Source organism: Limibacillus sp. MBR-115 (assembly GCF_040549425.1).
Classification (GTDB): Bacteria; Pseudomonadota; Alphaproteobacteria; order Kiloniellales; family CECT-8803; genus Limibacillus; species Limibacillus halophilus.
This window is the reverse complement of record NZ_JBEPTJ010000003.1, coordinates 20,431-38,054: the sequence shown is the minus strand read 5'-3', so window position 1 is coordinate 38,054 and position 17,624 is coordinate 20,431. Positions and strand designations below refer to the sequence as shown.

Annotated in this window: 20 protein-coding genes; 16 read left to right on the top strand and 4 right to left on the bottom strand. The window is 57.7% G+C overall.

All coding sequences use genetic code 11. The features are described from left to right. Positions 1-21: 21 nt before the first annotated feature. Genes ABIE63_RS06935 through ABIE63_RS06925 form a run of 3 tightly spaced genes read right to left on the bottom strand, consistent with a single transcriptional unit; the run spans position 22 to position 3,020 of the window. Positions 22-654 carry a LysE family translocator gene (locus tag ABIE63_RS06935; RefSeq protein WP_354503734.1) on the bottom strand — a complete coding sequence of 211 codons (633 nt, stop codon included), beginning with the start codon at positions 652-654 and terminating at the stop codon, positions 22-24. Between the two features lie 12 nt (positions 655-666). Beyond that, positions 667-1,776: a mandelate racemase/muconate lactonizing enzyme family protein gene (locus ABIE63_RS06930; protein ID WP_354503732.1), complete on the bottom strand. Its 1,110-nt coding sequence runs from the start codon at positions 1,774-1,776 to the stop codon at positions 667-669. A gap of 23 nt (positions 1,777-1,799) precedes the next feature. After that, positions 1,800-3,020 (bottom strand): acyl-CoA dehydrogenase, encoded by a 1,221-nt coding sequence (locus tag ABIE63_RS06925; RefSeq protein WP_183416560.1) that lies wholly within the window; start codon positions 3,018-3,020, stop codon positions 1,800-1,802. Positions 3,021-3,314: 294 nt separating this feature from the next. On the opposite strand from ABIE63_RS06925, the gene rpiB reads away from it, so the two are divergent. From rpiB to ABIE63_RS06875, 10 genes are all read left to right on the top strand, one after another. After that, positions 3,315-3,752 (top strand): ribose 5-phosphate isomerase B, encoded by a 438-nt coding sequence (gene rpiB, locus ABIE63_RS06920; RefSeq protein ID WP_183416561.1) that lies wholly within the window; start codon positions 3,315-3,317, stop codon positions 3,750-3,752. Between the two features lie 88 nt (positions 3,753-3,840). Then, a complete protein-coding gene (glyA, locus tag ABIE63_RS06915; protein WP_183416562.1) occupies positions 3,841-5,151 on the top strand; it encodes a serine hydroxymethyltransferase in 1,311 nt (436 codons plus the stop codon). 104 nt (positions 5,152-5,255) lie between these two features. Further along, on the top strand, positions 5,256-5,714 hold the full coding sequence (gene nrdR, locus ABIE63_RS06910; RefSeq protein WP_183416563.1) for a transcriptional regulator NrdR: 459 nt from the start codon (positions 5,256-5,258) through the stop codon (positions 5,712-5,714). 4 nt (positions 5,715-5,718) lie between these two features. Then, positions 5,719-6,843, top strand: a complete 1,125-nt coding sequence (ribD, locus tag ABIE63_RS06905; RefSeq protein WP_354503730.1) for a bifunctional diaminohydroxyphosphoribosylaminopyrimidine deaminase/5-amino-6-(5-phosphoribosylamino)uracil reductase RibD — start codon at positions 5,719-5,721, stop codon at positions 6,841-6,843. Positions 6,844-6,852: 9 nt separating this feature from the next. Next, the gene (locus tag ABIE63_RS06900) at positions 6,853-7,455 is read left to right on the top strand and encodes a riboflavin synthase (protein ID WP_354503729.1); all 603 of its coding nucleotides are present in this window, start codon (positions 6,853-6,855) and stop codon (positions 7,453-7,455) included. Positions 7,456-7,458: 3 nt separating this feature from the next. Continuing rightward, positions 7,459-8,610: a 3,4-dihydroxy-2-butanone-4-phosphate synthase gene (gene ribB, locus ABIE63_RS06895; protein ID WP_183416565.1), complete on the top strand. Its 1,152-nt coding sequence runs from the start codon at positions 7,459-7,461 to the stop codon at positions 8,608-8,610. A 23-nt stretch (positions 8,611-8,633) separates the two neighbouring features. Then, positions 8,634-9,080, top strand: coding sequence for a 6,7-dimethyl-8-ribityllumazine synthase (locus tag ABIE63_RS06890; protein WP_183416566.1), 447 nt, complete (start codon positions 8,634-8,636; stop codon positions 9,078-9,080). After that, positions 9,077-9,580: a transcription antitermination factor NusB gene (gene nusB / locus ABIE63_RS06885; protein WP_183416567.1), complete on the top strand. Its 504-nt coding sequence runs from the start codon at positions 9,077-9,079 to the stop codon at positions 9,578-9,580. Before ABIE63_RS06890 ends, nusB begins: the two co-directional genes overlap by 4 nt. Before the next feature lie 13 nt (positions 9,581-9,593). Further along, positions 9,594-10,571, top strand: a complete 978-nt coding sequence (thiL, locus tag ABIE63_RS06880) for a thiamine-phosphate kinase (protein WP_354503728.1) — start codon at positions 9,594-9,596, stop codon at positions 10,569-10,571. A 184-nt stretch (positions 10,572-10,755) separates the two neighbouring features. Further along, positions 10,756-12,840, top strand: a complete 2,085-nt coding sequence (locus tag ABIE63_RS06875; RefSeq protein WP_183416568.1) for a sodium-translocating pyrophosphatase — start codon at positions 10,756-10,758, stop codon at positions 12,838-12,840. A gap of 87 nt (positions 12,841-12,927) precedes the next feature. On the opposite strand, the gene ABIE63_RS06870 is transcribed toward ABIE63_RS06875, so the two are convergent. After that, the gene (locus ABIE63_RS06870; RefSeq protein ID WP_354503727.1) at positions 12,928-13,419 is read right to left on the bottom strand and encodes an outer membrane protein assembly factor BamE; all 492 of its coding nucleotides are present in this window, start codon (positions 13,417-13,419) and stop codon (positions 12,928-12,930) included. Positions 13,420-13,551: 132 nt separating this feature from the next. On the opposite strand from ABIE63_RS06870, the gene ABIE63_RS06865 reads away from it, so the two are divergent. From ABIE63_RS06865 to ABIE63_RS06840, 6 genes are all read left to right on the top strand, one after another. Continuing rightward, positions 13,552-14,103 carry a ubiquinol-cytochrome C chaperone family protein gene (locus tag ABIE63_RS06865; RefSeq protein ID WP_354503725.1) on the top strand — a complete coding sequence of 184 codons (552 nt, stop codon included), beginning with the start codon at positions 13,552-13,554 and terminating at the stop codon, positions 14,101-14,103. Between the two features lie 9 nt (positions 14,104-14,112). After that, on the top strand, positions 14,113-14,751 hold the full coding sequence (locus tag ABIE63_RS06860) for a DUF177 domain-containing protein (RefSeq protein WP_354503724.1): 639 nt from the start codon (positions 14,113-14,115) through the stop codon (positions 14,749-14,751). Positions 14,752-14,877: 126 nt separating this feature from the next. Further along, on the top strand, positions 14,878-15,060 hold the full coding sequence (gene rpmF / locus ABIE63_RS06855; protein WP_183416572.1) for a 50S ribosomal protein L32: 183 nt from the start codon (positions 14,878-14,880) through the stop codon (positions 15,058-15,060). 79 nt (positions 15,061-15,139) lie between these two features. Further along, on the top strand, positions 15,140-16,186 hold the full coding sequence (plsX, locus tag ABIE63_RS06850) for a phosphate acyltransferase PlsX (RefSeq protein ID WP_183416573.1): 1,047 nt from the start codon (positions 15,140-15,142) through the stop codon (positions 16,184-16,186). Positions 16,187-16,188: 2 nt separating this feature from the next. After that, entirely contained in the window at positions 16,189-17,163 is a 975-nt protein-coding gene (locus ABIE63_RS06845) for a beta-ketoacyl-ACP synthase III (RefSeq protein WP_354503722.1), read from the top strand. A 158-nt stretch (positions 17,164-17,321) separates the two neighbouring features. After that, positions 17,322-17,618, top strand: a complete 297-nt coding sequence (locus tag ABIE63_RS06840) for an integration host factor subunit alpha (RefSeq protein ID WP_183416574.1) — start codon at positions 17,322-17,324, stop codon at positions 17,616-17,618. Positions 17,619-17,624: the final 6 nt, after the last annotated feature.

The window sequence follows — 17,624 nt, the reverse complement described above, 5'->3', positions numbered from 1 at the left end:
GGTGTTTGTTCACCGCGTTGTTCACTGTCGATCAAGCGCCAGATTCAGTCCCAGTGCTATCAGTATGCCGCCGCCTGCGCGGCGGATGACCCTCCCGCGCGCCGGTCTGTTACGGATTAGATCGGATAGGCGCGCAGCAAGAAGCACGCAGAGCACATCCGCGCTAGAGAATACAAAATTGACGATTGTGCCTAACACGAACAACTGCGCCCAAAGCGGCAACAGTGCATCGGTAGCGGTAAACTGCGGCAGAAACGCTAGGTAAAAGAGGGCAGTCTTGGGGTTGAGCACCTCAACTGCCACACTTTGCCGAAAGGCCTGGACGCCGGAGTGCTTGGAAACATGTAGAGATTCGGTGGCTGTGCCGCTTCGATTGAGTATGAGCCGGGCGCCAAGCCAGATTAGATAACCCGACCCTATGATCTTCATGAGGGCGTAGAGCAGTGGAACGGTCTCGAAAAGGGCGGCTAGTCCGAGGGTAGCGGAAAGAACATGAACATAACCGCCAACGTGAATTCCCAATGCCGCCATCCAGCCAGCCTGTTTCCCGCGTGCCAGCGTTTGAGCCGTTGCATAAAGCATCGCTGGGCCCGGCATGTACGCAAAAACGGCGGTTGCCAGAAGGAAGGCCAGTAGAATTTCAGTTGACGGCATAGTTCCTCCGCTTCAATTGACGCGCGTATTGGCCAACAGGTTTTCGTCGAGTTCGAGGCCAAGTCCGGGATTATCTGTCAACTCGATCCAACCCTCCTTATTGGGCTTGATCGGAACCGTCAGGCCGAAGTCTCGCCGCTCGGCAGTCCAGACCGGGGGGTCGTGCGGAAGCTCAAGGAAAGCCGACCCCGCAACACCGGCCGCTAGATGGGCATTGGCCATCAGCCCAATCCCGTGCCCCCAGGTGTGCGGCGTGAAATCTAACCCTGAATCGACTGCCATACGGGCAATCCTCGACAGTCCCGATAGGCCGCCGGTGACAGCCGCGTCGGGCTGTAACACATCGAGACAACGCGCTTCGATAAGGTGTCGGATTTCATGCAGTTCGCGGGTCATTTCGGCGCCTGCGATACGAATATCAGTCTGCGCGCGTAGTTGCTGCATGCCTCGGTAATCACCTCGGTGCAAAGGCTCTTCCATCCAGTAGACCGCAAGTTTTTCCAATTCCCGAGCAACGGTGGTTGCTTCCTTAAGAGTCCAGGGCTGCGCGGTGTCCCAGGGCATCCTCCAACCCTGATTGCAATCGACCATCAACTCCAATCTATCGCCGATAGCGGTCCGCAACTTCTCCAGGATTGCTATATCCTCGCGCCAGTGCGGCCGATGAAACCGCACTTTCATTGCCTCCATGCCCGCGTCCCGTACCGAGAGAGCGAGCTCAACCAGTTCATCGGGGCTTCTGAGGGACCCGGAGGACGCATAAACCCGAACTTTGTTGCTGTGGCCACCCAATAACCGCCATACGGGTTGACCAAGTATCTTCCCGGCAAGGTCCCAAAGCGCAATATCAAGGGGCCAGCAACGCCCATGGTGAAACGAGATATTCTCGATCACGCGTGCATGACGATCCAGATTCATTGGATCCTGGCCGATGAAAAGATCTTCATGACCGGCAAAGCCTGCCATGGAATCACCCGCTCCGAATCCGCAAAGCCCCTCATCGGTTTCAACTCGGACGAGGTCCAAATCGAAATGGTGCCGCGGCCGCGTATCCCACGAAGGAACAAAGGGCGGGTCAAGCGGCAAACGATGCCGCGATTGCTTGATCCCCGTGATCTTCATCCGCCGCTACCTCGGCCAGATGCCTAGAAGAACGCGTTCAGGCCGGTTTGCGCGCGCCCCAGGATTAACGCGTGGACGTCATGGGTCCCTTCATAGGTGTTGACCGCTTCCAAATTCATGACGTGACGGATGACATGGTACTCGTCGGAGACACCGTTGCCGCCGTGCATGTCACGCGCATTTCGTGCAATCTCCAGCGATTTGCCGCAGGAATTGCGCTTGATCAGCGAGATCATCTCCGGTGTAGCCTGGCCGTCATCCAGCAGGCGGCCTACGCGCAGCGAGCCCTGCAAACCCAGAGCAATCTCGGTCATCATGTCGGCCAGCTTTTTCTGGATGAGTTGGTTCTGCGCGAGCGGGCGTCCGAACTGTTTGCGATCCAGCGTGTAACTGCGTGCGGCGTGCCAACAGAACTCGGCGGCGCCCAGCGCACCCCAGGCAATTCCATAGCGTGCTTTGTTAAGACACCCAAACGGTCCCTTCAAACCCTTCACATTGGGTAGAAGGTTCTCATCGGGAACGAAGACGTCATCCATGGCGATTTCGCCGGTAACGGACGCACGCAGCGAAAACTTGCCCTCGATCTTGGGGGTCGTGAGTCCCTTCATCCCACGTTCCAGGATAAAGCCCCGGATATCGCCTTCCGGTTCAGCCTTGGCCCATACCACGCAAACATCGGCGATGGGTGAATTCGTGATCCACATCTTGGCGCCCTTGAGCTGCCAGCCGCCATCCACTTTCCTGGCGCGGGTTTTCATGCTGGCCGGGTCCGATCCCGAATCCGGTTCCGTCAAGCCGAAGCAGCCGACAATCTCACCGCTCGCCAGACGGGGTAAATACTTCTGGCGCTGCTCTTCATTGCCGTAGGCATGAATTGGGTGCATGACGAGGCTGGACTGGACGGACATCGCCGAGCGATAGCCGCTATCGACCCGCTCGACTTCCCGCGCGATGAGGCCGTAGGCCACATGGTTGACGCCGGCGCCGCCATACTGATCAGGAATTGTGGGGCCTAGAAAACCAAGCTCCCCCATCTCGTTCATAATGGAACGGTCGAAACTCTCGTCGCGGTTTGCTTTCAAGACGCGCGGCATCAGTTTATCCTGGCAGTAAGCTCGGGCCGCCTCCTGGATCATCCGTTCCTCTTCGCTGAGTTGATCATCCAAACGAAAGGGGTCATCCCAAACAAAACTAGGTTTATCAACGTTTGGAACGGTTTTAGGTGCGGATTGGACCGAACTCATGAAATATCTCCGGGCGTTGTGTTGGTACGCACATCAGGGTTTTGGCATTTGTTGCCTGGGCCGTCGTTCGTCGCTCATAATAGTCGGTGCATTCATCTAGTCGAGGGGCTGAATCTCAATAGCGGCCAAAATGATCGGCTATTGGTCCGACGGTTGGAGGGCGCAAATACGGTTTTTATTGACGCTGGCGGGGCGGTTGACTCTGCGTTCTTATGGCTTCTTTCATGCCGCGAGTCAGCGTGATAGGTTCCGCCAAAATTTCTCGGTTGCTGTCAGTGAAGGGGTTACCACCGGATGAACGCTAAAGTTATCGCCGTTGCTTCGGACCATGCGGGGTTCGATCTCAAGGAAGCATTGAAAAGCGAACTTGAAGCCGATGGCTATGCGGTTCTCGATCTTGGAACCCACAACGGTGATTCGGTGGACTATCCAGACTTTGGCATAGCACTTGCAAACGCGATTGCGGAAGGGAAAGCGGGACAAGGATTATTGGTCTGCGGAACGGGGATCGGCATTTCGATCGCGGCCAACCGTAACCCCGCGGTACGGGCCGCTGTGTGCCACGATGTAACGACCGCACGCCTTGCGCGCCAGCACAATGACGCGAATGTGCTCGTTCTCGGTTCCAGAATTATCGGCGCGTCGGTCGCCTCTGAGACGCTGCGAGCGTTCCTTTGCACGGAATTCGAAGGTGGGCGTCACGCCCGCCGAGTGGAAAAACTGGGCCTTTGAGGCCTGCTTCGATAGCACTCCTAAGGTAACATTTTTGAGGGTTCCCGGTTTCCGATCGGCCGCCGGGGAAGAGGAGAGGAAACACATTATGAGTCAATCGACCGCCGCGAAGATCAAGGAAGAAGGTTTCTTCAGCGCCCATTTGAATGAGAGCGACCCCGCTCTGGCAGATGCTATTCGCGGAGAACTCCGTCGCCAGCAGGACCAAATCGAGCTAATTGCGTCGGAGAACATCGTGTCCCGAGCAGTGCTGGAGGCTCAGGGCTCGGTCCTGACCAACAAATATGCCGAAGGCTATCCCGGTCGCCGTTACTATGGCGGTTGCGAGTATGTCGACGTAGCTGAACAATTGGCGATCGACCGCGCCAAGGCGCTGTTTGATTGCACCTTTGCCAACGTACAGCCGCATTCCGGCGCGCAGGCGAACCAATGCGTTCTACTGGCGCTCTGCAGCCCAGGCGACAAGATCATGGGGCTGTCGCTTTCTGCTGGCGGCCACCTGACGCACGGAGCGCCGCCCAACTTGTCAGGCAAGTGGTTCGAGGCTGTTCAGTATGGCGTTCGCCAGGAAGATGGTCTGATCGACTACGATGATCTTGAGCGCGTAGCCAAGGAACAGCGCCCCAAGCTGATCATTGCAGGCGGGTCGGCCTATCCACGGTTCCTTGATTTCGAACGTTTTCGCAAGATTGCGGATACAGTCGGCGCTTACTTTCAGGTCGATATGGCTCATTTCGCGGGGCTTGTTGCGGGCGGCGTGCATCCCAGCCCCTTACCGCATGCCCATGTTGTAACGACGACCACACATAAAACACTGCGTTGTTCGCGTGGCGGCATGATCCTTTCCAACGACGAGGATTTGGGGAAGAAGATCAACTCTGCGGCTTTTCCTGGCTTGCAGGGTGGACCCTTGATGCATGCTATAGCCGGCAAGGCAGCCGGGTTGGGTGAGTGTCTCAAGCCAAGCTTCAAGGCCTATGCCAAGCAGGTGGTCGAAAACGCCAAAGTGCTGGCGAACGGCATGCTCGAGGGTGGTTTCGATATCGTTTCCGGCGGTACGGATACACACCTCATGCTTGTCGATCTGCGCCCGAAGAAGCTGACAGGCAATATAGCCGAGAAGAGCCTCGACCGGGCGGGCATCACCTGTAACAAGAATGGCATTCCCTTCGATCCGGAGAAACCGACCGTCACTTCGGGCATTCGCCTTGGGACACCAGCCGCAACCACCCGTGGTTTCGAGGCCGCGGAATTCAAACAGGTGGCGCAGCTGATCACGCGGGTTCTGGATGGTCTGGCTGTCAATCCAGAGGACAACAGCACCACCGAGCAGGCAGTTCGGAAAGAGGTCAAGGACTTGTGTGATCGTTTCCCCATCTACCAAGATGTAGCGATCTGAGGTAAGGATAGACTCGGATCGGCAGTGGAGTCGTCTGTCGGCGAAGGAATGCCGGTGACTTGGGGTCGGTGACTTGGGGCCGGTGAACTGAGGGGAGGTCGGACATGAGGTGCCCTTTCTGCGGGAACGAAGATACGCAGGTGAAGGATTCGCGTCCGACGGAGGATCATTCCTCCATCCGACGCCGTCGTCAGTGTTCTAACTGCGCGGCGCGTTTCACGACCTTCGAGCGCGTGCAGATCCGGGAACTCACGGTGGTCAAGGGGAGTGGGAAACGCGAACCCTTCGACCGTGAGAAACTCGTGCGGTCGATGCGAATTGCCCTTCAGAAACGCCCGGTTGAGGTGGAGCGGGTAGAGCAGATTGCCAGTTCAATTCAGCGACAGCTTGAGTCTCATGGTGAAACCGAAGTTCCCAGCAAAGCCATCGGCGAGTTGGTGATGGATCGTTTGGCGCAGCTTGATCCGGTTGGGTATGTGCGCTTTGCGTCTGTGTATCGGAATTTCCACGAGGCTCGGGACTTCGAGAAGTTCGTCGGCGAACTTGGCGCCGACCAAGACTAGTCCCTTGACCGATAGCGCCGCTGATCTTGGCTATATGCGAGCGGCCTTGTCGCTTGCTCGTAGAGGCCTGGGCCGTGTCGCGCCGAACCCCGCGGTCGGCTGTATCATCGTTAGCCAGAATCAGATTGTCGGGCGTGGATGGACACAACCGGGCGGGCGCCCGCATGCCGAAACCGAAGCGCTGGCCCAAGCAAGCATCGCTGCGCGCGGTAGCACCGTTTACGTTACCCTGGAACCCTGTTCCCATCATGGTCAGACCGGTCCTTGTGCTGAGGCTTTGGTGAAGGCCGGCGTCGCCCGTTGCGTGGTGGCTATGAACGACCCGGATGAAAGAGTGCGTGGGCGCGGCGTTAATATGTTGCGTGAAGCGGGAATCGCTGTTGAAACCGGATTGCTGCGGCATGAGGCCGAACGGGTGAACGCAGGCTATCTGCTGCACCGGTTGCATGGTCGGCCGTTAGTGACGCTCAAACTTGCGACGACTTTGGATGGTCGCATCGCAACACACACCGGAGAAAGTCAGTGGATCACCGGCAATAGTGCGCGGGCCTTCGGGCATCGTTTGCGGGCGACCCACGATGCCATACTGATCGGCGGGCGAACGGCTCTCTACGATAATCCGCGTTTGGACTGTCGCCTACCTGGCCTGGAAACGCGGTCGCCGCTGCGCGTCATCATGGATGGCAGTTTGGTTTTGCCGTTAACCCATCATCTTGTCGCAAATGCGGGGGCCAGGGCGGGAAATTGTTCGACGTTGTTGTTCACGAGGGAAGGACATCCCAAGGAGCGTGTGGCTGCCTATCGGAGTGCCGGTGTCGAGGTCATCGAACTGCGGCCGGATCAACCGGGCGGGCTTTTGCCACCGGATGGTGTTCTAGAAGCGCTGGCGGCGCGCGGCGTGACACGTGTGCTGTGCGAAGGCGGCGGCGGTTTGGCCGCAAGTTTGGTGCGGGCGGGGTTGGTCGATCGCTTGATCTGGTTCCGTGCGGCGCGGCTGCTGGGGGACGACGGACGGGCGGGATTGTCGGCATTGGGGATAGACAGCCTGAAAGATTCACCTCGGTTCCGGCTTGATTTCCTGCGCTGTCTGGGCGAAGACCTGCTGGAAAGCTATAGCAAGGCCACCTAGATCAAGCTCATGTTTACAGGCATCATTACGGATCTCGGCCGCATTCGAGAGCGAAAGGACGGCGGTGTTTCGCGATTTGTCGTAGAAACCCGCTATCCGACATCGGAAATTTCCTTGGGTGCTTCAATCGCTTGCAACGGTTGTTGCCTCACGGTCGTGGAGACCGGGAGCGATTACTTTGCTGTCGATGTCTCTGCCGAAAGTTTGGCCAGAACCAACCTGGATAGCTGGCAGCCTGGCACGGCAGTGAATTTGGAGCGCGCCTTGGCGTTGGGCGAGGAGCTGGGCGGACATTTGGTATCCGGGCACGTCGACGGACTGGCCGAAGTAACCGAGCGCCGCCGTGAAGGCGATTCCTGGCGGTTTTCCTTTATCGTGGAAGCCGCGCTGGCCCGTTTTATTGCGCCGAAAGGGTCGATTTGCCTTAACGGTGTATCGCTGACCGTCAATGAGGTGGCTGATCTGGACGACGGTCGCTGCCGCTTCGGCGTTAACATCATCCCTCACACAGATGAGGTCACGACTTTCGCAACGACTCAAGTAGGCGACAGGCTGAACCTGGAAATAGACCTCGTTGCACGCTACCTTCAACGACTTTCCAGCCGGGAGTAAATGATGGACCGCACCAAGGCCGAGATCGAACGCGACGAAGCATGGCGCGTTACCTTCCGGGAGATAATCTCGCCGATCGAAGAGATCATCGAAGAAGCGCGCAATGGCCGCATCTTCATTTTGGTCGATGACGAGGATCGAGAGAACGAAGGTGATTTGGTCGTACCGGCACAGATGGCGACCCCTGAAGCGATCAATTTCATGGCAAAGTTTGGGCGGGGTCTGATTTGCCTGGCTTTGACACACGAGCGGATCGACCAACTTGGCTTGAAGCTGATGGAGCAGCGCAACGAGAGCCGCCATGCAACGGCGTTCACCTTGTCAATCGAAGCGCGTGAGGGGGTGACCACCGGAATTTCGGCGCCTGACCGGGCACGGACGATTTCGGTTGCGATCGATCCTGCATCGAGCCCACGCGATATCGTGACGCCAGGGCATGTCTTTCCCCTGATGGCGCGGGAGGGCGGGGTGCTGGTGCGGACCGGCCACACGGAGGCGGCTGTCGATTTGGCGCGTCTTGCGGGCTTGAACCCTTCGGGTGTGATCTGTGAGATCATGAACGATGACGGCACTATGGCACGGCGCGACGACTTGATCGCCTTTGCACAAACCCATGGTCTGAAAATCGCGACCATTGCCGACTTGATTGCCTATCGCCGTCGCAACGAGCGTATTGTGGAACGCACGCTTGAAACATCCTTCGAAAGTCGCCACGGCGGCACTTTCAACATGGCGGTCTACACAAACAAACTGGCCTACGCCGAGCATGTAGCCTTATGGAAGGGTGAGATAGACGCCAGCGCGCCGGTGCTGGTTCGGATGCACGCATTAAACGTGCTGGACGATGTGCTGGGCGATGGCGAAAGCGGTCGCGGCGGTGAACTACAAAGAGCAATGGAGATCATCGGTGAAGCGGGAAGAGGGGTCGTCGTGTTGCTGCGTGAGCCTTCGGCCACGAGCCTATCCGATCGACTGCGTAAACGCATGGGTCATGAGGTGAGCAAATCCGTGGAACTTCGCGATTATGGCGTTGGCGCTCAGATTCTGTTGGACCTGGGTGTAAAGGACATGGTGCTGCTGTCGAACAGCCGTAAAACGGTGATTGGGCTTGAGGGCTACGGCCTGTCTATCGTAGACCAGCGCCCTATTGAGTAACTGATCTGGAAAGAAGGGCCGTGATGGCGCATGTATTGATCGTTGAGGCGCGGTTCTATGAGGACATCGCCAACGAAATGGTAAAGGGCGCCGAGGCAGCGCTAAAGCAAGCGGGCGTGACCTGGGAGCGGATCGCTGTGCCGGGCGCCTTCGAGATACCTGCCGCTGTGTCTCTGGCGGCTGAAAGCGGGCTTTTCGACGGTTTTGTCGCCTTGGGTTGCGTGATCCGCGGCGAAACAACGCATTACGACTATGTTTGCCAGGAAAGTGCGCGCAAGCTTCAAGACTTGGCTGCGGACGCGGGCTTGCCCATCGGCTATGGAATCCTCACCTGCGAGAACGACGCCCAAGCTTGGGAGCGGGCCGCAGTTGATCGAAAGAACAAAGGCAAGGATGCCGTCGAAGCTTGCCTCGCGATGATCGCACTGCGAGAGCGCTTTCTGTCGGACGACGTGGAAGCAGGCGAATGACCGGACCGCAAGCACCTCAAACGACCCGAAATGCCAGTCCGCGCCGTCTTGCGCGATTGGCCGCGGTGCAAGCTTTGTACCAACTGGACGTCAATGGTGGAGAGCCGTCGCGGGTCATTCTCGAGTTCCTGCAGCATCGCTTGAACGATGTTGTCGAAGGCCTGGACCTGACGCAATTGGATCGGCAGCTTTTCAACGATCTCGTGGCCGGTGTCGCGCAAGACCGTGAGGCGCTTACCCAAATGGTGGCGCCTGCGTTGGTCGAAGGTTGGCCGCTGGAGCGCTTGGAGGTGCTTTTGCGTCTGATCCTGTGTTGCGGTGCGTTCGAGCTTTGGCAGCGCTCCGATGTGCCGGCGCGGGCAGTTATCAGCGAGTATCTGGAGGTCACGCACGCCTTTTTTGATGGCAAGGAGCCATCGTTCGTCAACGGCGTACTCAATCGCCTCGCCCATAGCCTGCGGGAAGACGAGTTTGGCACGGCTGCGGGCGAGGGCAAGTGAGACGGTGAACGAAATGACGGGCGAATTCGATATGATCGCTCGTCTATTTGCGCCGCTCACCGACGGTCGGCCTGGAACATTTGACCTCCGGAACGATGCCGCAACCTTCGTTGCCTCACCCGGACATGAAACTGTCATCACCCTGGATACGCTTTGTGAGGGTATTCATTTCTTTGGTGATGACGATCCAGCGGGTGTTGCCCGTAAGCTCTTGCGAGTCAATCTGTCCGACCTGGCCGCAATGGGCGCGCGTCCTTTCGGTTATCTGCTGAGTCTGGCCCGGGGAAAGTCCCAAGACGACCCCTGGTTGGAGGCTTTTGCCGCTGGTCTCAAGGAGGACCAGAAGCTATTCGGCGTCACATTGCTGGGTGGAGACACCACGCGGACGGAGAAGGGCCTTGTGCTCTCTCTTACAGCACTGGGCGAAGTACCCATGGGCAAAGCCTTGCCCAGGAGCGGGGCTCAACCGGGTGACAGCGTCGTGGTATCGGGAACGCTCGGCGATGCGGCGCTCGGCTTATGCATTCTCCAGGGGAAGAATTTTGGCCTTGATCCTGCGAACCGAGCCCATCTTGTCGACAGGTACCATCTACCCCAACCCCGATTGCAACTGGGACACAGGCTCATTGGAGTGGCGCATGCCTGTCTGGATGTGTCCGACGGCTTGCTTGGTGATCTGGAACATATTGCACAGGCCTCAGAGGTGGCGATTCAACTGGATGCCTCTGCGCTGCCGTTGTCAGCCGCTGCAAGGTCGGTGTTGAACGCAGATGCGCAACTTTTGAGTAACGTTGTGGGCGGCGGTGACGACTACGAGCTGGTTTTCACAGTCCCCGCATCAGCGCGGCCTGAACTGGCGAGGATAGAAAGCGAATCCGGTATCCCGCTGACGGTCATTGGAGACGTGCTACCGGGCCCCGCGCGGGTGGAAGTGTTGGACAGCGAGAGGCAAGTCCTGCAGTTCGAAAGGCGCGGTTGGACTCATTTTTAGGCCACTTTGATCGCTTTAACCGCGACATGGGGTCCAGACTGTTGCTTTAAGGCGCGGCTTCTGGCATTTTCCGCGCGATTTATCAGGGGAAACGTAGTCCGAATTAGGGAGTCCCCCGCACTTCGGACTGACAGTGGGGTCGGCGATTTAGCGCGCCGACGACTGTTCTAGGAAGGGAAGTTCCATGACATTGGTATTGCTATTCGTCATTGCTTGCGGGCTGGCGGCGATTGCTTACGGGTTCGTAACCGGAAAGGCTGTTGTCTCGGCTGATGCCGGGTCCGCCAGGATGCAGGAAATCGCAGGCGCCATTCAAGAAGGCGCAAACGCCTATCTGAAGCGTCAGTACACAACGGTTGCCGTAGTTGGTGTGGTGATCTTCGTAATTGGTTTCTTTCTGCTTGGTTGGGAAGTTGCCGTCGGTTTTGCCATCGGTGCGATCCTTTCGGGCGCCGCAGGCTTCATCGGTATGAATGTTTCCGTGCGTGCCAATGTGCGCACCACGCAGGCGGCCGCCACCGGCGGGCTTGAGGCCGGGCTTTCGATGGCTTTTCGGTCTGGCGCGGTGACTGGAATGTTGGTTGCCGGCTTGGCGTTGCTGGCGATTGCGATCTACTTTTCCCTGCTGACCGGTATCGGCAATGAAGCCGGTTCTCGGACGGTTGCGAATGCACTGATCGGCTTGGCCTTTGGCGCGTCACTGATCTCTATCTTTGCCCGTCTCGGCGGCGGTATCTTCACCAAGGGCGCGGACGTCGGGTCTGACTTGGTCGGTAAGATCGAAGCGGGCATTCCCGAGGACGATCCGCGTAACCCGGGTGTTATCGCCGATAACGTCGGTGACAATGTCGGCGATTGCGCCGGTATGGCCGCTGATCTCTTCGAGACCTACGTGGTGACCGTCGGCGCGACGATGGTTCTGGCTTCTATCCTATTCAATGCCAGTGGTGTGGTGAACGAACTGATGCTTTATCCGCTCTTGATTGGCGGCGTTTGCATTCTGTCTTCGATCGCAGGCACCTATTTCGTCAAGCTGGGCGCTAACAAGTCGATCATGGGGGCGCTTTACCGTGGCCTGATCGTCACGGCGGTACTGACCATTCCCGGCGTTCTGATCGCCAATCTCCTGTCCATCGGCTTTGGTGAGCCTTTCGCTGGTGCTGGCTTCACCGGTTGGTCGCTGTTTGCCTGTGCGTTGATTGGGCTTGCCGTGACCGCGGGTATCGTCGTGATCACCGAGTACTACACCGGGACCGACTACCGCCCGGTCCGGTCGGTCGCAAAGGCTTCCGAGACTGGCCACGCGACCAACATCATTCAGGGCTTGGCAGTCTCAATGGAATCGACTGCGCTTCCTGTGCTTGTGATCGTGGCGGGACTGCTTTCGACTTTTGGCCTGGGCGGTCTCTATGGTGTCGGCATCGCCGTGACCACCATGCTTGCATTGGCCGGCATGATCGTGGCGCTGGATGCTTTCGGCCCCGTTACGGATAATGCCGGTGGTATTGCCGAAATGGCCGATCTCGACGCCAGCGTGCGCGAAACCACGGACGCGTTGGATGCCGTAGGGAACACAACCAAGGCGGTGACTAAGGGTTACGCGATCGGTTCGGCTGGTCTGGGTGCTCTGGTGCTCTTTGCGACCTATACGGAAGACTTGGCGTTTTACTTCAAGGACGTGCCGGTGAATTTCTCGCTTTCCAGCCCCTACGTGGTTTCCGGGTTGTTGGTTGGTGGGTTGCTGCCGTTCCTGTTCGGTGCCATGGGCATGATGGCCGTGGGCCGCGCCGGCGGTGCGGTTGTTGAGGAAGTGCGCCGTCAATTCCGTGAAGATAAGGGTATCATGGCCGGGACTTCAAAACCCGACTATGCACGCTGCGTGGACATGCTGACCAAATCGGCAATCAAGGAAATGGTTGTACCATCGCTGCTGCCACTCCTTTCGCCGATCGTCTTCTTCTTCGTGATCGATCTGGTCGGTGGCCGGGCCGCTGCCTTCTCGGCTCTGGGCGCCATGCTCTTGGGTGTGATCGTGACCGGTCTTTTCGTAGCCCTGTCCATGTGTTCGGGCGGCGGTGCTTGGGACAACGCGAAGAAGTACATCGAGGACGGCCATCATGGCGGCAAGGGGTCAGATGCCCATATGGCCGCTGTAACGGGTGATACCGTGGGTGATCCCTACAAAGATACCTCCGGTCCGGCCGTCAACCCGATGATCAAGATCACGAACATCGTTGCCTTGTTGCTGTTGGCTATTCTGGCCCACTGATCTTCACAGGCACGGTCCTAAACATAAGCCCCGGAGAGTTATCTCCGGGGCTTATTTTATGTTCTGTACCGATTTGTTCGGCGGTTGCTACTTGCTGTTCTTGCTGCGGCTGGAGATCGGCTGGCGCCAGAGATTGCCCAGCATCTGCTCAAGGATCGTCAACTCGCGGCCCTCGGTTGGGGTTTCGCGGTCGATTAACTCAACCTCTTGGGCATCTTCAAGCGTATAGAGCTTGGTCTCCTGGACGATCCCAGCCGATGTAAAGCTTATTGCAAAAACGGAGCGTTCAATTTCTTCGGCCGGAAATACCGATGGTCCTTGTTCGGCTCGCGATCCGATGTAGTACCAAATGTTATCCTGGAATGTGGAAAGCGTCGAAGGGCTGCCCAGCTTGTTGAGAACGTCATTGCGGTTGTCGACTCCAGGGTGAATGTCGGCCAGCACTTCCGGGTCCGGCATATTGCCATGAACCTTGATCTCGCTGCTGCAAGCCCCCAATAGGAGAACACTCGAAAGCAAGAGGACACGTAGTCTCTTGTTTCTACCGGTTCGGTGGGTCGCAGTGGATAGGTGCATCATCGGGTCCGCCATTGTCTGTGCCGTTCACCCAAGGGGCTTCATGGCGCCATTTCGTGCTACCCATTGATTACCGCCTTCCGAGGCCTTATTGCAAGCACAGCAGCACTGGATATCCCGTTAGGAAGGTTACCAATGCCCCTCAAGGACATTATCTTCGGTAAAGATCGCTACAGCAAAAGCGCTCATAAGCTCTACGTCGCCGTCGTCGAACAAGCGCGCAATCCGGTTTTCTATAGCGATCTTGGGGTGCCGGACAGCTTGGACGGCCGGTTCGAATTGATCTCGCTGCACACTTTTTTGGTGCTTCATCGCTTGAAGTCCGAGACTGGTGAGGCCGGTATCGCCATAGGTCAAGGTCTCGTCGATCTGATGTTTGCCGACATGGATCAGTCGCTGCGCGAAATGGGCGTTGGCGACATGGGTGTGGGAAAGCGCGTGAAAAAGATGGCGGAAGCCTTTCAAGGGCGTGTTGCAGCTTATTCTTCGGCGCTTGTAGCGCATGAGGAAACCCAGCTCCATGATGCGCTGCGCAGAAACCTCTTTGGTACCAGAGATCAGGTTGAAGCGCACGATCTTGGACAGATTTCAGATTATTTGCGCCATCAGGCCGCTTTCTTGGGCCAACAGAAAAGCGCTGATATACTGGAAGGCATTATTGCCTTTTCGCAGCCGGGACAGAAGTAATGCCGATTGGTGGTTATCGGCATTGACCCTGACGGGCCGCTCTTCTATGTTCGCGCCCTTCCGCCGCCTGCGGAAGTAATGGGAACGTTCTTCATGGTTGAGGCAACTTCAGAGTTTCATCGCCCTTTTGACCTGGAGGGTTTGGGGCAGGCCGGCCGCATCGTTCGGATCGATGCGCGGGCCAAAGAATGTGAAGCCCTGGCGCGCCGATTGGGCTTGGTGTCGCTCGAAGCGCTGGGCGGAGACCTTGAGTTGCGGCGACTGGGCGGCGGTATTTATGAGGTGACCGGGCGTTTTACGGCGCGCATTTCGCAGAATTGCGTCGTAAGCCTGGAGGCATTCGATAGCACGCTGGAAGGTGACTTCGAGCAGCGTTATGTTGTTGGTGGGGCAGGCGCCGAGGACAGCGATCTCCTGGACCCGGAGGGCGATGAGCCGCCGGAGGTACTGGAAGAATCGACTCTGGACTTGGGCGAGGCTATGACACAGGAACTAGCGATTAAGCTGGATCCACATCCCAGGAGGCCCGGTGCCAACCTGGATCAGTCGGAATTTGGACCGCGCATTGCGGTCGAAGAGGAAGGCGAGCGAGCAAATCCCTTTGCGGACCTTGCGCGTTTGGTAAAAGGCTCCAAAAGCGAACCCTGATTGGGATGCTGGCAGAGTATGGTGGCAGCGGCTGTCCATAGCTTGGACTTGCTGCTTGCTGGCTTTTTGGCTACAAGCGGGCGTTTCAAGGCGCTCTCTATTAGAATACTATGAGGATCACGAGCGATGGCCGTTCCTAAGAAGAAAGTATCCAAGTCAAAGCGTGACATGCGTCGGTCGCACCACGCTCTTGGAAAGTCGAATCCGAATGAATGCCCGAACTGTGGCGAATTGAAGCTGCCGCACCATGTTTGCACCTCTTGCGGCCACTATGATGGCCGTGACGTGGTCGAGACGGAAGCGGTCTGAGGCCCTGCATCGTGCTTCTGGCAGTCTCTTTGGCCGGAAGCACGACTGAAGGCTTCGCATTTGCCATGAAAGCCAGACCTTGAGTGCGTCACTGACAATCGCATTAGACGCCATGGGCGGCGATGCCGCGCCTGAAATGGTTCTGCGCGGCGCGAATATCGCACAGCAGCGGTTTCCCGACGTGCGGTTCCTGTTGTTCGGGCGCGAGGGCGAGGTAGCCCCGCTTTTGGCGAAGTACAAGAAGCTCCAGGCAGTTGCCGAGGTGATCCATACGGACGACGTGGTGAGCTCTGAAGAGCGCCCCTCGGTCGCCTTACGCAGCGGCCGGAACTCTTCCATGCGTCTGGCGATCAACGCCGTGCACGATGGGCGGGCGCAAGGTGTGGTTTCTGCGGGAAACACAGGCGCCCTTATGGCCATGGCCAAGTTCGTGTTAAAGACCCTGCCTGGGATCGACCGCCCGGCCATTGCGTCCTTTTTCCCGACGCTGAAAGGCGAGTCGGTCATGCTGGATTTGGGCGCGAACGTGCATTGCGATACCAACAATCTGGTGGATTTTGCCATTATGGGCAGCGTCTTCTCGCATCTCGTTCTGGGCCGCATCGAGCCAAGCATCGGCTTGTTGAACGTGGGCTCTGAGGACAAGAAGGGGCATGACGCGCTTTGGGACGCGGCTGCAGTTCTGCGCGGGGCAGACTCTTTGCCGGGCCGTTTTCACGGGTTTGTTGAAGGCGACGATATCGCCAAGGGGACCGTGGATGTGATCGTGACCGATGGGTTTACCGGCAATGTGGCGCTGAAGACAGCGGAGGGCACGGCAAAGCTGGTCAGCGAGTACCTGCGTCAGTCGTTCCGGTCATCGCCTTTGGCCTCTATCGGCTACCTGCTTGCCAAGAGTGCGATGAACAAGCTGCGTAAACGTCTCGATCCGCGCCGCTACAATGGCGCGATCTTTCTTGGCCTCAACGGTGTGACTGTAAAGAGCCATGGTGGGACGGACGCTTTGGGTTTTGCCAATGCAATTGGTTTGGCGGTCGATCTCGCCAAGGGCGACTTCGTCAAGCGCTTACAGGAAGATTTTGCGAAATTAGGGCGCGTCCAAGCTAACGCAAGGGCGGCGGTCTGACGATGCCGATCCGTACACAGCTTACAGGTTGTGGGGCCTACCTGCCCGAACGCATCGTAACCAATGCCGATCTGGCGCACGTCATCGATACCTCCGATGATTGGATCAGACAGCGCACCGGTATCTGCGAGCGCCGGGTCGCTGCGGAGGGTGAAAAGACCTCCGATATTGCGCTTCACGCTGCTCAGGCAGCTCTGGAGAATGCTGGGCGGCAGGCGACGGATATCGATCTGATCGTACTCGCTACCTCGACACCGGACGAGACGTTTCCTGCAACGGCAACCCGCGTGCAACATGCCTTGGGCATAACCCGTGGTGCCGCATTCGATGTTCAGGCCGTTTGTTCGGGCTTCGTGTATGGGCTGGCGGTCGCTGACAACTTCATTCGTTGCGGACAGGCGAACCGAGCGCTGGTGATTGGCGCCGAGACCTATAGCCGCATCCTCGACTGGCAGGACCGCACGACTTGCGTGTTGTTTGGCGACGGCGGTGGCGCTGTCGTCCTTGAACGGGGCGAGGGAGAGGGCGATAAGGCCGATACCGGCATCCTTTCCACCCATATTTATTCGGATGGCCGGCATCATGACGCGCTTTACGTCGATGGTGGTCCCTCCAGCACCCAGACGACCGGACATCTGCGCATGCAAGGCCGCGAGGTCTTCCGTCACGCGGTTACCAATATGGCCGAGGCGATTGACGCCGCACTTGCTCACAACAAGGTTGCGGAGAGTGAAATCGATTGGTTGGTGCCGCACCAGGCAAACTCCCGGATCATCGAAGCAATGGCCCGTAAACTCTCCATGCCGATGGAGCGGGTCATAATGACGGTGGACCGTCACGCCAACACTTCTTCCGCTTCCATACCCCTTGCGCTGAACGAGGGAATGCAGGACGGACGCATCGGAAAGGGCGACCTTGTACTGATGGAAGCGATGGGTGGCGGATTCACATGGGGTTCCGCGTTAGTAAGGCTTTAACGCCTATTCTTAAAGTAATAAATTAAGAATGCTCCTGACGTTATTTTTGCCTTAACCGTTAATTCTCCCCGCTATCCATCTGACTTTATTAAATAATTGACCAATCTTACGAGATTGGTATAGCATTCGCTCAAAAGCTTTTAGGGCAGGGGGAATAAATGGCAGAACAAACCGTTACTAGAGCGCAGCTGGGTGAGGCTGTTTATCACGAGGTCGGGCTCTCTCGGAATGAGTCCGCCGATCTGGTGGAAAGCGTGCTGGAAGAAATCTCCGATGCTTTGATTCGTGGGGAGACGGTCAAGATCTCCTCCTTTGGCAGTTTCTCGGTTCGCTCGAAGGGGGAGCGGATAGGGCGTAATCCCAAGACGGGCGAGGAGGTTCCTATCCTGCCGCGCCGTGTTTTGGTTTTCCGCCCGTCACATGTGCTCAAGGAACGTATCAACGACGGATCCTGACCGACC

What these genes read in the sequence shown, in the direction of transcription:
- ABIE63_RS06935 (WP_354503734.1), bottom strand. Translation starts at nt 654, where the DNA reads ATGCCGTCAACTGAAATTCTACTGGCCTTCCTTCTGGCAACCGCCGTT.
- ABIE63_RS06930 (WP_354503732.1), bottom strand. Translation starts at nt 1,776, where the DNA reads ATGAAGATCACGGGGATCAAGCAATCGCGGCATCGTTTGCCGCTTGAC.
- ABIE63_RS06925 (WP_183416560.1), bottom strand. Translation starts at nt 3,020, where the DNA reads ATGAGTTCGGTCCAATCCGCACCTAAAACCGTTCCAAACGTTGATAAA.
- rpiB (WP_183416561.1), top strand. Translation starts at nt 3,315, where the DNA reads ATGAACGCTAAAGTTATCGCCGTTGCTTCGGACCATGCGGGGTTCGAT.
- glyA (WP_183416562.1), top strand. Translation starts at nt 3,841, where the DNA reads ATGAGTCAATCGACCGCCGCGAAGATCAAGGAAGAAGGTTTCTTCAGC.
- nrdR (WP_183416563.1), top strand. Translation starts at nt 5,256, where the DNA reads ATGAGGTGCCCTTTCTGCGGGAACGAAGATACGCAGGTGAAGGATTCG.
- ABIE63_RS06900 (WP_354503729.1), top strand. Translation starts at nt 6,853, where the DNA reads ATGTTTACAGGCATCATTACGGATCTCGGCCGCATTCGAGAGCGAAAG.
- ribB (WP_183416565.1), top strand. Translation starts at nt 7,459, where the DNA reads ATGGACCGCACCAAGGCCGAGATCGAACGCGACGAAGCATGGCGCGTT.
- ABIE63_RS06890 (WP_183416566.1), top strand. Translation starts at nt 8,634, where the DNA reads ATGGCGCATGTATTGATCGTTGAGGCGCGGTTCTATGAGGACATCGCC.
- nusB (WP_183416567.1), top strand. Translation starts at nt 9,077, where the DNA reads ATGACCGGACCGCAAGCACCTCAAACGACCCGAAATGCCAGTCCGCGC.
- thiL (WP_354503728.1), top strand. Translation starts at nt 9,594, where the DNA reads ATGACGGGCGAATTCGATATGATCGCTCGTCTATTTGCGCCGCTCACC.
- ABIE63_RS06875 (WP_183416568.1), top strand. Translation starts at nt 10,756, where the DNA reads ATGACATTGGTATTGCTATTCGTCATTGCTTGCGGGCTGGCGGCGATT.
- ABIE63_RS06870 (WP_354503727.1), bottom strand. Translation starts at nt 13,419, where the DNA reads ATGATGCACCTATCCACTGCGACCCACCGAACCGGTAGAAACAAGAGA.
- ABIE63_RS06865 (WP_354503725.1), top strand. Translation starts at nt 13,552, where the DNA reads ATGCCCCTCAAGGACATTATCTTCGGTAAAGATCGCTACAGCAAAAGC.
- rpmF (WP_183416572.1), top strand. Translation starts at nt 14,878, where the DNA reads ATGGCCGTTCCTAAGAAGAAAGTATCCAAGTCAAAGCGTGACATGCGT.
- ABIE63_RS06845 (WP_354503722.1), top strand. Translation starts at nt 16,189, where the DNA reads ATGCCGATCCGTACACAGCTTACAGGTTGTGGGGCCTACCTGCCCGAA.
- ABIE63_RS06840 (WP_183416574.1), top strand. Translation starts at nt 17,322, where the DNA reads ATGGCAGAACAAACCGTTACTAGAGCGCAGCTGGGTGAGGCTGTTTAT.